11 protein-coding genes are annotated in these 12,327 nt (G+C 37.8%); 4 read left to right on the forward strand and 7 right to left on the reverse strand.

The window, feature by feature from the left end; all coding sequences use genetic code 11:
- Positions 1-148: 148 nt before the first annotated feature.
- Positions 149-1,246 (reverse strand): DUF2891 domain-containing protein, encoded by a 1,098-nt coding sequence (locus tag NMK93_RS13350; RefSeq protein WP_254527811.1) that lies wholly within the window; start codon positions 1,244-1,246, stop codon positions 149-151.
- Between the two features lie 66 nt (positions 1,247-1,312).
- Here NMK93_RS13350 and NMK93_RS13355 point away from each other — a divergent pair, with 66 nt between their 5' ends.
- From NMK93_RS13355 to idi, 3 genes are all read left to right on the forward strand, one after another.
- The gene (locus NMK93_RS13355) at positions 1,313-1,990 is read left to right on the forward strand and encodes a DUF937 domain-containing protein (protein ID WP_254527812.1); all 678 of its coding nucleotides are present in this window, start codon (positions 1,313-1,315) and stop codon (positions 1,988-1,990) included.
- Positions 1,991-2,084: 94 nt separating this feature from the next.
- Complete coding sequence (locus NMK93_RS13360) at positions 2,085-3,119, forward strand: low specificity L-threonine aldolase (protein WP_254527814.1); 1,035 nt, start codon at positions 2,085-2,087, stop codon at positions 3,117-3,119.
- A 50-nt stretch (positions 3,120-3,169) separates the two neighbouring features.
- Entirely contained in the window at positions 3,170-3,694 is a 525-nt protein-coding gene (gene idi, locus NMK93_RS13365) for an isopentenyl-diphosphate Delta-isomerase (protein ID WP_254527816.1), read from the forward strand.
- 167 nt (positions 3,695-3,861) lie between these two features.
- On the opposite strand, the gene NMK93_RS13370 is transcribed toward idi, so the two are convergent.
- The 5 genes from NMK93_RS13370 to NMK93_RS13390 all read right to left on the reverse strand — a co-directional run bounded on the left by NMK93_RS13370 (position 3,862) and on the right by NMK93_RS13390 (position 10,604).
- Entirely contained in the window at positions 3,862-4,437 is a 576-nt protein-coding gene (locus NMK93_RS13370; RefSeq protein ID WP_254527818.1) for a hypothetical protein, read from the reverse strand.
- Between the two features lie 3 nt (positions 4,438-4,440).
- Positions 4,441-5,121, reverse strand: a complete 681-nt coding sequence (locus NMK93_RS13375; protein WP_254527820.1) for a hypothetical protein — start codon at positions 5,119-5,121, stop codon at positions 4,441-4,443.
- Between the two features lie 18 nt (positions 5,122-5,139).
- A complete protein-coding gene (locus NMK93_RS13380) occupies positions 5,140-5,937 on the reverse strand; it encodes a DUF695 domain-containing protein (RefSeq protein WP_185218384.1) in 798 nt (265 codons plus the stop codon).
- Between the two features lie 122 nt (positions 5,938-6,059).
- Positions 6,060-7,709, reverse strand: coding sequence for a helix-turn-helix domain-containing protein (locus NMK93_RS13385; protein WP_254527822.1), 1,650 nt, complete (start codon positions 7,707-7,709; stop codon positions 6,060-6,062).
- A gap of 294 nt (positions 7,710-8,003) precedes the next feature.
- On the reverse strand, positions 8,004-10,604 hold the full coding sequence (locus NMK93_RS13390; RefSeq protein WP_254527828.1) for a phosphatidylglycerol lysyltransferase domain-containing protein: 2,601 nt from the start codon (positions 10,602-10,604) through the stop codon (positions 8,004-8,006).
- Between the two features lie 166 nt (positions 10,605-10,770).
- On the opposite strand from NMK93_RS13390, the gene NMK93_RS13395 reads away from it, so the two are divergent.
- The gene (locus tag NMK93_RS13395; RefSeq protein ID WP_185213702.1) at positions 10,771-11,166 is read left to right on the forward strand and encodes a (deoxy)nucleoside triphosphate pyrophosphohydrolase; all 396 of its coding nucleotides are present in this window, start codon (positions 10,771-10,773) and stop codon (positions 11,164-11,166) included.
- 916 nt (positions 11,167-12,082) lie between these two features.
- On the opposite strand, the gene NMK93_RS13400 is transcribed toward NMK93_RS13395, so the two are convergent.
- On the reverse strand, positions 12,083-12,226 hold the full coding sequence (locus NMK93_RS13400) for a hypothetical protein (protein ID WP_254534184.1): 144 nt from the start codon (positions 12,224-12,226) through the stop codon (positions 12,083-12,085).
- Positions 12,227-12,327: the final 101 nt, after the last annotated feature.

Genomic DNA, 12,327 nt, shown 5'->3' on the forward strand with positions numbered 1-12,327 from the left:
TTAATACCTTTGTACTCAAATCTCAATACTATAAAAATGAGTAAGTACGGTTGATATCCCAATACTCATATCTCACATCTCAATACTATAAAAATAAGTTAGTACGATTAATATCTCAATACTCATATCTCACATCTCAATACTATCCCTAAAACCTCCCTATCGCGTACAGTGCGAACGTTCCTAGCCAATGGCTTCCCATATAGTCGTCTTCAGCACTTAAGTTAACTATGGAGAAGTTAAAATGTTCAATAGCATTGCCTTTTAAATGCTGCAAACTTCCATCGATTTTACTGATGCCGGAAAGACATGCGGCTCGACTATAATTCAAACCATCCAAATGAACCAATTTACCGTCCGTCCTATCCTTAACTATTGCGGGTTTCAATTCAAAGGAAGGGTCAAACAATCCTGGCATAAATCCTTTCAACCACGTTAAATACTCATTCTTTTCCATCAATTTACTCATCAAATAAGCTTCTTCTAAACATGGGGAAAGAAAATCATATCCACTCGGTTCATAGGCCAGATCACAAATCTTATCGTTTTGGAACAAACGCAATGAGTTTTCTTGAATGGATTTCTTAAAGGCCTCATCCCCTACGGAATTGGCATAATCCAAAGAAAGCGATAAACTAAAGGCCGAATTATCATGTTGTCCCGCCCTAATTGGGTATACCAATTTTGGGAGATATTCGATATATCGCTTGACCAAAAGATCCACTAATGGCTGTAAAGCCACTTTCCAGCGCTGCCCATCCTCATCTTCCCAATTTGCCAGTTCTTCTTGCAACTTGAACAGCCAAGCCCAACCATAAGTCCTTTCAAACCCTAAATTGTTCTTGTCATTGAAAAAAGCAATTTCAGTTTGCACATTCTCAGGCGTAATATGGCTATTCAACACTTTCCTCATATTCCCTTCTTTATCTAGTTCAGGAAAAGCCTTCAGCAATTTTATTACTGACCAATAACCATGTACAGAGGAATGCCAGTCAAAACATCCATAAAAGACAGGCCGAAGGGATTTGGGCGATTTAAGATCAGCTCCTGACCCCAAGACTTGGCCTAACTTATTGGGATACTCCACCTCAATACAATGGGTCGGCATGGCATAAATTTGCTGTGCTAATTCAAGGGATAATTTCACGTCTTCGACTTGCACTCCTTCTTCATTTTTCGATGGGTTATTGCAACCATAGAACAAAAGAACCGTAAGTGCAAAGATGTTTGAACATATTTTTTTCATACTAGTAAAATTGGCAATATATTTGAGTTATAAAAATAACATTTATAAACAATAACAATCTACAATATGAACATTAGTGACTTAATTTCAGGAAGCATTGGTTCACAAGCTACTGAAGGAATATCAGAAAAATTAGGACTTGATAAAAACCAAACCCAATGGGTTGTTTCTGCAGCTATCCCATTGATGATGTCTGCCTTGAATTACAATGCGCAAAAGGGGCCTGAACAAGCTCAAGGCATACAAAAAGCATTGGATAACCACTCTGGGGGGATATTCGATAACCTAGCAGGATTATTTAATCAAGGACCAACAGAAGATGAAGATAAAATTGTAAATCACATCTTTGGTCGCAACACCGATACGGTAAAACAATCCCTTTCTGAAAAATCAGGAATTAGCATGGGGAAAATCGGTGGCATTTTAGCGCTATTGGCTCCTTTGGTAATGGGTTATCTAGGTAAAAAGAAACAAGCTGACGCTGGAACTGGCGGCGGAGGGATTGGAGACCTTTTAGGAAGCATCCTTGGAGGTGGCACGTCAAATGCCGGTGCTTCAGGAGGCGGAATCGGTGATTTGATCGGAAGCGTATTAGGAGGCGGTGGTTCTAGCACTGCTAGCTCATCACAACCTAATATTGCTGGTGGTTTAGGTGATTTAGTTGGACAGTTTTTCGACCAGAAAAACGACAATAGTGCTAAAGGCAACATCTTGGATAGCCTTGCTGGAATGTTTGGAAAATAAACGAATAATTATACAACCACAAAGGGATTGGTCAATTTGATCAATCCTTTTTCTATTTTATTCCATCCGATTGCGAAAACGATTATATTTACACATGCAATCTAAAATAAGCTTCAAAAACGATTATAGTGAGGGTGCTCACCCCAATATATTAAACCTTCTATCCCAAACCAATCTTGATCAGGAAGCCGGTTATGGGGAAGATAATCTCAGCCTAAAGGCAAAATCTTTCATCAAAAAAAGAATCAACAATCCAGATGCTGAGATCTATTTTGTTTCTGGAGGTACCCAAGCAAACATGCTGGTCATTAGCCATCTCCTTAAACCATACGAATCCGTGATTGCTGCCGATACCGGACATATTGAGGTCCATGAAACGGGTGCCATTGAAAATACAGGACACAAAATCAATTGTATCCCCAACAAAGATGGTAAAATTTCCATTCAGGGAATACAAGCTGCCCTAGATTACCATACCGACAACCATATGGTCAAACCTGCTATGGTCTATATTTCGCAGTGCACAGAAATCGGAAGCATCTACAGCAAAGCAGAATTGGAAGAAATCTCCTCATTCTGTAAATCAAATGGATTGATATTATTTGTAGACGGTGCTAGGCTGGCTACTGCACTGACTTCAGCCTATGCTGACCTGAACATCGAAGATTTAGCAATTCTTGCAGATGTATTCTACATCGGGGCAACAAAAAATGCCGGATTATTAGGTGAAGCCATTGTATTCAAAAACAAAGAACTCGCTCATGGTTTCGATTACTATATCAAGCAAAAAGGAGCTCTAATGGCTAAAGGTCGAATCTTAGGGGCACAATTCTACGCACTGTTTGAAGATAACCTGTTTTTTGACCTAGGAAAACATGCCAACCGAATGGCCGCTAAAATAGCTGATGCATTCCAATCCAGAGGCTTTGAGTTCTCTAGCAAACCCGTTAGCAACCAAATCTTCCCTATCCTTCCATATTCCGCCATAAAAGAACTCCATAAAAAATATGAATTCTATGTTTGGCAGAAGTTAGATGGTGATAAGGCCGTGGTACGGATAGTGACCTCCTGGGCAACAGCTGAATCAGTCATAGATCAGTTTATCGCAGATCTTCCTCAGGATTTTTAGGTTAAATAGCCATAATTCCTTATTTTAGGAGAATACCCTAAATCTAGACTATGACTGTAGAAGAATTTGTGATATTGGTAGATCAACAGGACAATGAAATTGGCCAAATGGAAAAACAAGAGGCTCACCTTCAAAACCGAAAACACCGTGCTTTCTCTGTATTCCTTTTGGACGATCAAGGTAATCTGATATTACAACAACGTGCGGATTCAAAATACCACAGCCCCGGACTATGGACCAACAGCTGCTGCGGACATCCTCGACCTAATGAGACAACAATAGAAGCTGCCAAGAGACGAACTTTTGAAGAACTGGGAATCCACATAGACATCAAAGAGGTTTTCCAGCTGAGCTATGAAGAACACCTAGAAAATGGCCTTTGGGAAAATGAATTTGACCATATCTTCATCGGTAATTTCAATGAGGATATCCCAAACCCAAATCCAGATGAAGTTCAAGCTCTAAAATATAGCAGTGTTGCTAAAATCGAAAATGACCTCAAGGAAAACCCTCAAGACTATACCTTCTGGTTTAAACTGATATTCCCTAAGATTAAACATTTATTAGAGAAATAAGACCATAGGCATAAGACCTAAGAAGTGTAAACCTTCTATTTTCTCACTTCCAACTCTGAATAATAGCAAGATTCTGTTCGATTCTCTTTAATTCATCTAATCAGCCTTTTGGATAAAAGGCATTAGATTACTAAAGCTCTTGTGTCTTATGTCTTAAATCTCCTAACCTACCACCATTCTGCATTTGGCAAATAATAGTGGGCTGTATCTTTTTCATTTTGCCAAGGAGCCAATTCAAACAAATAGCCTTTTTGACTGACTTTCCAGGGATAATTGTAATCATATTCCCCCCATCGAAATTCAACCTTATAGGTTTTTCCATCTGAACTCGTCAAGGTCCCAAACAGTCTGGGATAAGATGAACCAGAAACCCCATTGGTATACATGACAGCTTTATCAAAAACTAACTTGGCATTGGCCTCAACCGAATCGCTCAGTTTGATGACAGGTTCTTCGGCTTGCAACATAGCTGTATAGGACTTCCAAGAAGATTGATTGGTATCAGACATCGCATAAGGATAATCCTTTTTTGTAGGGGTTTGCTCCATAAACAATCGCACTGGTCTATTAGTAACCAATTCCTTGCCCAAAACCTCCTTATATGGTGCTTTTTTACTGATGTTGGTAGACTTGGTCTTAACGGTCTGAATTATAGCAAGTACAAACAGAAAGAAGCCAACAATAATGCAAATAATAAATATCTTGATCACCTTTTTTGCAGTTATACCCTCTTTTATTCCCATATATTATTTTTTCTCGGTCAAACTAACTTCAAAACTACCGTCTTCAGAAACCAGGTCGATTTGATAGCTTTCCTGTCCTATTAATTTCATTGGCACAGTCTCCGTGTCAAAATCCGTACTATTCATTTCCATAGAAGTTTTAGCAGTAGTACTTTTTTCCCTTCCTTTAGCTATCAACAAGCTTCCTTCACCTGCATCCATTACCTTAAACCAACTAAAACCCGAACTTTTTGGAGCGCCTGTACCCGGGTTCTTTTCCGTAAACCTGCCAAAATACAAATCTCCGCCATGCATAGGTTCGGATAACTTGGAAACTCGCTCTTGCTGGTATGGATTCGGCTTCACCGTATCATATACTAAATAAGCAAAAAATCCAATAAAAGCTAGAATAAAGATATAACCAAAAATCGTTGGCTTCAGTCGGAAGGGGGCCTGACGTATATGTGGTTCACATTCCTTTACATAGCTTTTCATCCCATCGGACCATTTCCGCTTTGGGATAAACTTATCGGTTACACGATCATAATAACTAGGAGCAGCATTCTTGGAATAACCAGTATAGAATGCGGTAGAAAAATATGATCTATAAAACACCAAAATCATTTGATTTCCCGGATTCACAGGATTTTGCAAATGATCCGCTGAAAAACTCGCCTCTTCAATTTTCTTAAAATAAATAAACATATATGTTGCGTCTAGTTCTTATTGATTTTTTGTTCTGATTACCTCTGATTCCCAGCCACTATAGATTCCATTGAAGGATTTAGCTTTCTCCCATATCGGAAGACATAATTCGTCAATCTGTTCATAGCTTACATAGTCTTGCCTGGATATCCCTAATTTCCATAATTCATCCCGTTTTTCTTTCAAAAAGAGAACAAAGCGTTCGCTTTCCGCAAATTGGAGAAACTCATCCATATCCTTTTCTTCCCTGAAATCTAGGTAATGATGGACATTCCTGGATTCTTTAAGGTCATCCCCTGCTTCGGTCAACTGCCTCAGCACAATTCTGTTCTTGATCATTTCCATCTGGAATGGCAATGGATAAGCCAAATTGAAATAATCACTCCAATTGGGATCATGTCTATGGTCAATTTGATAGGTTAATTTTTCACCAAAATCCTTGTCTAATTGTGAAAGAAAGGCTTTGCTATTTTCTACCTTATGACAATAATACATCTGTAATCGTTCTGAATTCATGGTCAAGGTTGAGACATGCAACATATTCTCTCCATAACGTACGATCAAATCCGAAATCTTATCTTCAACTTCATTGATTAGCTTATAACTTTCTATGGTCGGCAAGCCTTCCTCATTGGCATAGTCAAATGGGATAATCAGATAAAAAACTTCCGATAAGGAATTTATAGGGGCAATTTCAGCTACATTGATATCTACGATGACAGAGGTAACCTGGTTATTGATCCTAGAAAAATAAACCTGCCAATTTTCATCATGACTAGGTACCTGAATCTTTTTCCTGAATAATGATTTGAACATGCTTTCCTTTAGATAAATCAATCCATGGTGAATTACCCAAAAGTAAGCTCCTGTTTTTACTTGTCCGAGTGAAGGGTTGTCGAATTTATATAAATGAAACAGATAGAAATAGCTGAAAAACGCTATTTATTGGTTTCTTCTTTCAGATAGTCCAAAAATTGGGATGGAGTAACTCCAGTACTTTTTTTAAACGCTTTACTGAATATACTATGGGATGAGAATCCACTGACCTCTGCCAAATATGAAATCTTGTACTGCTCAAATTTTGGTTCGTTCTTGATTCTTTCAATTATATATCGGATCCTCAGACCGTTGATATAATCATTGAAATTCATTTCTTTATAGGTATTGATTATTTTAGAAAGGGTGATGGTATTTGTTTCTAGATAACTCGCTAAAAACGCCAAACTCATTTTGCTGTCAACAAATAGTTCTCCTTCCTCAAAATCCTCTAGCTTGTCCAATATTCTGCTAGTTTTTTCATCCATCTCCTTGGTCTGGGAGCTAGCATTTGGCTCTTGATCAACGGTTTCCTTTTTTCGGTTAGCAACCTCCTCCTTATTCTTTTTATCTTTATTTAGCTGCTCCAGGTAATCAGAAATCTTTTGTTTGTTCTTCTTGTTTTCCTTCATTTGGTAAACCAAGATAATGGCCAAACCTGCAATCAGAACAGCTAATCCAAAAAGGATATACCTCAACATAAAATTGGTGCTGTCTTTTGCAGATATATCTTTCTGCAATTTGCCAACCTCCAGATTATTGATAAATGTATTGATGAAATTGGACCTTTTATTATCATTTAGCGCTTGATCTTGCTCCATAAACAGGCCTGAATACATCAGCGATTTCTCTGTATCCCCCAGCTGTTTGCTCGCCAAATAGGCATATCTATAGGATTCCATTTCATATTTGATGTAATCAGCGACAAGCATGTGGTTTTGGATGGCATCTTCCAAGTAATTAAGAGAAGTTTGATAATCTTCCAATTGATAATAGATCATGCCCAGAAAGACTTTGGCCATGTAGGCATATTCCTTGAAATCCTTTCGTTCATTGATATCTATCACTTCTTTAAAAAATGGAATGGCCTGATCAAATTCCTTTTTAAAGAAATGGTATTTACCTTTTACCAAGATCTCATGGACAAAGGTAGTGGTGGTATCTCCCTTAAAGTTTTCAGAATAGATATCTTCTACCAACTTCAGGTTCTTTTCAGCATTACTGAAATCTTCTTTCAGGATATAGCCACATGCTAGGTTCACGGAAAGAGTTGCGATTGCATTTAAATGAAAGCTTTTTTCCTCTTCGGGCAAACGGTCATTTTTCAACTTTTGGAGTTCCCCTATCAGTTTTTCCAATTCATGGTTATATACATCAAAGTTCCCACTCAGATAGTAGAAGTAATTGTATTCCGCATTGGCCAGTACACGTTCGATGCCAGGAGGATAATCATCTATGAATTTTTGGGCCTGCAAAAATGCTTCTTTACTTTTTGCATAATCAGACTTCTTATAATACACCTCGGCAATCCCCATTTTTGCAACAAATTGATTCACTGGATCTTTTGTTGCAACAGAAATGGAATCAAGCTTATTTAGATATTTTAAGGTACCATCCAAGTCACCATTCCCGGCCATAAGATAAAAAAACCAAGTGTAGACTTCTTTCTGTTGATCGGTAGTCAACTTCTTTTTCTCTAAATATTCTAAATAAACCGTGGAACGGGTTAGGTAAGCTTTATCCAATAATTCATCATGAGAATAATTAACCAAACTATCTGTTTTGTCCTGACCTTTTGTAACAAAACCATGAAACATTAAGCTTATAAAAACAATCCAATAAAATATTGAAATTTTCTTTCTCATGCACTGAACCTCAGTTAAATAATCATAGATATAGATGCCTTGAATTAATTTATTTACGAAGAACAATGGTAACTATTCGGGCATTTACGTAAATATAATTTTTTTTACCAATTATGACGTAGCATACCATCAAATAGATGCTATTTTTAAAATTTTAATTAGATGTTTGGACATTTAATTAAAATTCCATTTTTACACTGATCAGGAGCATTGCTTTATGCTCATTACTTTCTTCATGACTGCCGGTAATTGCAATAGATCAAAGTCATGGTCAAAAAGAAGGTATCTTTTCTCCCATTTATTGGAATATTTATCCTTAAAGTCCTTTTGATTTTTGTATTTACGGTATCGTGGAAAAGTATTCGAAACGAAATGCATGATATGCTCTGCAGCAGTATCTGGCTCTTCAATCCCTACCAAAGGCACCATTCCCAAATTAATATATCGATAATCCTGTGACTTGGCATATTCAATAAGCTTAACGATCAATCCGTCCATACAGGCACTTGGAGCATCCATTTTTTTCCTAAAGAGGTCATAAGTGCATTCATCCATTGCATAATCTGGAACGATGTTTAAAAAGGAAACTACATTTCCATCTTTATCATGAATGCAGATCATATCTAATGAACGTAAGATCTCATTGTCAAACTGCCCTTGCGAAAAGATCACCTCGCTCCGATTATTTCCTAATAACCATTCATCTGATACCGATCTTAATTCAGTGATAAACTTCTCGCTGTGTGGCGCATGATGGATCAATGCATGGTAGCCATTCTTCTCCAAAAAGTTCAATCCGTTTCGAAGGGACTTCCTTGATTTCCCATTTAAATTAAATTGAGATACATCTATGATCCCTTCAATTCCAATAAGCAATTTCTTCTTTCGCAGATACTGGAAATTGAACAAATTATCTTCTGAAACCCTAAAGTAAATGCTCTTTAGCCCCTGCTTACGGCAGTACTGATCAAATTCCTGGATAATATTTACCTTATCTGTCCAATGACAGACTGGCTCGTCCAATACTACAGCATATTTATTGGCAACCCGATAGGAAACAAAACCCAAAGCCAAATCCGAAAAATAAAGCTCCTTTTCCTTGGAGATCTTAAAATAATCCAAGGATGAATTTACAAACTTATCTAAAAGCATTTTAGCCATCGCTTTCTCATCCTGCCCATGGTCCTTTGCTATATACTTCTTCGATTGGAGGATCGTATAGAAAAACAAGATCCAACATGCAAAACCCAGAACATGGATGATATGGAGAAACTCCCGGCCAAAATTTGTCTTTGGTTCCAAGCCAGCATCGGAAAACAATAAAAAACCATTCAAGGCATATAAAAAAGATTCCTTCCAGCTAAAGTCTATCCCAAAATGCCTTTTATCAATAATATAAAAGCTAATGGTTTCAAAAAACAGAACCGCCAGAAATGAAACCAGAAAGGATAATATCCCGATCCGGACCCAATAGATATTGGCCTGAATGCGGTATTCTTTTCGATTATAGATCAAAAAGAGCAATGTAATGGCCGCAACAATGGACTCCTCATAGTCAATGCCCTTTATCAAGTGACCAAACAACGATAAAATACAGAATATGCTAGCAAACCAATACGCCGTCCTATAACCCTTTAACAAATAGGTGGAACTCACCAATAGGCCAATTCCAATAATTAAAACAAGCAGTTTAGAAATTGACAAGGTCTCTGCAGGAAAGTAAAACTTTTCTAAATGTAACCTATCAGCAATTGGAGGTAATAAGACCGATATGATATTGAGAATCCCCAACAAGAAAATCATCACTGAAGGACCAATTCGGGTAATCAATTGTGCCCCTTTCATGGAAAAGGAAATAAATCCAAATAAGAGCGGCAACCAAAACTCAAACACCCTATACAGAAGGGTAATTCCGAGACCTGCTTCTTGGCTATATCCAAATTTCTTAAAAATTAAAAACATGGATAGCTCAACAGCTCCTAATCCTCGCAAAAATGGCGATACAATCATCAATAAAGTTGAAATGATATAACCTAAAATAGCCGCTTCAAAAGAAAGTGGCAGGCCTAAAGCTTTCATGGCTATCAAAATATGGAAGATCCCACAAAATTCGACCAGAACAGAAAAGAACAAGGATAAAAGCAGGTACCTTTTGTCCACTTCACTTGAAAAGAGATTTGAAATCTGAATAACGGTATTCGGAAACCTTCTTTCTAAAAGTTGATAAAGCCTCGTTCTATACCTAATGCAATAAAAAACATAAAATGAAACAGCTAAAATTAAAGCCAATATGAGGAAGGGGACCAACAAATTGCCGACCTGATCACTCTTCCATAGGCTATATAACAAAATTGGAATGGCAAGTAAAAAGACCGAAAACAAGGCAAGATAACCATAAAGGATGCTGGTCTGGTGGATTTGGGTCTTATTGAGGTTCATCCTTCTCAATTGAGTGGTATTATAAGCCAAAGAAGAGATTCCTCCGGCTGGCAAAAAAACACTCAAAAGATTCCTTTTCAAGAAAAGTTCCAAGGCAACTTTGATACTGATCTTGAGGCTCATCGCTCTAAAACTGGCCACATACATATAGCCTTCCATCAGAATAAAAAATAAAGTCAGTAAAACACCAGCTATTACCCAATAGATATTACAGTTTTGTAATAGCGGCATGATCTGTTCTATTTCCTTCCGCTGATCCCGAAAGAAAACGAAGGCCAATAAAATAATGAGAATTCCCAAAAGCTCCTTCCAGTATCGTAGGGGACTTATATTCTTAAGGTTTACAACTATTCTTTTTGGCATACTATAAAAAAACAATGCGATAATTTCTATAAATCTAATCAGCTCATGTTTACAATTAGTTAAAATTTTATAATCTAATTATAAACTGTTCTTTTCTTTAAAATTCTTTAAAGGACTTTCCCTAAAATGTGTATGCTTTCCGTCTCATTTTAGTATATTTACTCTGATGATACATGTTGCTTGTGCCTTAATAGAAAAAGATCAACAGATATTGATCTGTCAGCGATCCGCAAAAATGAAATTGCCTCTAAAATGGGAGTTTCCAGGAGGAAAATTGGAAGAAGGTGAAACCCTGGAAGAATGCCTGGTTAGGGAAGTTTTAGAAGAGATCAATCTGAACATACAGATCCATGAACCCCTCACAAAAGTAGAATACCATTATCCCGACTTCTCTTTAACCCTTTACCCTTTTATTTGTTCCATTAAAAGTGGCAAACTGAAAGCCAATGAACATGAACAGGTAATCTGGGTTGATAGAACTGAATTGTTCCGTTTCGATTGGGCAAATGCCGACCTCCCTATTATTGAAGAATATATCAGGACACGAAGGGAAGAGGTGTAATCTCCTAAGGCAAATACCCAGAAAAAAATTAACAAATCAATAAAGATTGCATTGGCGTACTGCTCCTGCACCTTCGGTTTCCCCTTCCTGTCGTCCTGACGAAGGAAGAATCTCGGAATATTACAGACCTTTTCGATTAAGATATTGGGGATTGCATCGGCGTACAGTTCCTGCACCTTCCGTTTCCCCCCTTCCTGTCGTCCTGACGAAGGAAAAATCTCGGAACCATACAAATAAGATTGAATTAGCTTACTGCTCCTGCACTTTTTGCCTTACTGTCATGTTGAGGCACGAAACATCTCGGAACATTACAAACATTATCTAATAATAAATCAATAAAGATTGCATTGGCTGGCGGAAAGTTCCTGGACCTTCGGTGCAGCATGACATGCCTTAGTAGTAGAGAACCGTACAGATTCTTCACCGATCGTTCAGAATCAAAATTCGCTAAAGAGGGATTCAGAGTGAAACGAAGAATCTATTTTTTGTTTTTTAGGATCGCTGTCATCGTGAGCACAGCGAACGAACCGTTTTCTTACTTTATCAAGAACTATTGAAAAACATTTTACCCACGCTGTGGGTTGGCCATTACACACATCCAATTTCTACAAAGATTCCCCCCCCTCTGGGGATTCACAAAACAAACAACCATTCTTCCGAAGGAAGCCCATTAGCTACCGGCTCATTTCAATTGGCGGAAAAATGGAAAGAATGCCGTTGCCTGGAGCGTTGGGATCGGCTTCCTCGACATCAAGACATTCTTTTCATGTGTTGTGGCTGCTGCGAAAAGCCATCATAAATTGGCCGAAGCGTATTTTAGAAAATTTGCAGCAATGAGAAATGGTGGTATTCACCCATTTGGGTAAATGATTATTGGAATATATGCGGCGGGCGAATGCTATTCGCCCCTACAGCATTAGGGACTTTCCAACGTCAAGTTAATCAAAATCATGGTCCATCCGGTGGGTGAGCGGAGCTGATCCCTATCCTGGTTCATATCCAGTTCTTGGTCTATCCTCTTATCCGTTTCATCCTGGTTCATTTCCAGTTCTTGGTCCATCCTCTTATCCCTTCCATCCTGGTTCAAACCAACGTTATAATTTCTTTTTCATAGATCATTACTTATTTATTTTCTCTACAATTTGCCAACGGACAATTATT

It is taken from the genome of Sphingobacterium sp. LZ7M1 (assembly GCF_024296865.1).
GTDB lineage: Bacteria > Bacteroidota > Bacteroidia > Sphingobacteriales > Sphingobacteriaceae > Sphingobacterium.

What these genes read in the sequence shown, in the direction of transcription:
- NMK93_RS13350 (WP_254527811.1), bottom strand. Translation starts at nt 1,246, where the DNA reads ATGAAAAAAATATGTTCAAACATCTTTGCACTTACGGTTCTTTTGTTC.
- NMK93_RS13355 (WP_254527812.1), top strand. Translation starts at nt 1,313, where the DNA reads ATGAACATTAGTGACTTAATTTCAGGAAGCATTGGTTCACAAGCTACT.
- NMK93_RS13360 (WP_254527814.1), top strand. Translation starts at nt 2,085, where the DNA reads ATGCAATCTAAAATAAGCTTCAAAAACGATTATAGTGAGGGTGCTCAC.
- idi (WP_254527816.1), top strand. Translation starts at nt 3,170, where the DNA reads ATGACTGTAGAAGAATTTGTGATATTGGTAGATCAACAGGACAATGAA.
- NMK93_RS13370 (WP_254527818.1), bottom strand. Translation starts at nt 4,437, where the DNA reads ATGGGAATAAAAGAGGGTATAACTGCAAAAAAGGTGATCAAGATATTT.
- NMK93_RS13375 (WP_254527820.1), bottom strand. Translation starts at nt 5,121, where the DNA reads ATGTTTATTTATTTTAAGAAAATTGAAGAGGCGAGTTTTTCAGCGGAT.
- NMK93_RS13380 (WP_185218384.1), bottom strand. Translation starts at nt 5,937, where the DNA reads ATGTTCAAATCATTATTCAGGAAAAAGATTCAGGTACCTAGTCATGAT.
- NMK93_RS13390 (WP_254527828.1), bottom strand. Translation starts at nt 10,604, where the DNA reads ATGCCAAAAAGAATAGTTGTAAACCTTAAGAATATAAGTCCCCTACGA.
- NMK93_RS13395 (WP_185213702.1), top strand. Translation starts at nt 10,771, where the DNA reads ATGATACATGTTGCTTGTGCCTTAATAGAAAAAGATCAACAGATATTG.
- NMK93_RS13400 (WP_254534184.1), bottom strand. Translation starts at nt 12,226, where the DNA reads ATGGACCAAGAACTGGAAATGAACCAGGATGAAACGGATAAGAGGATA.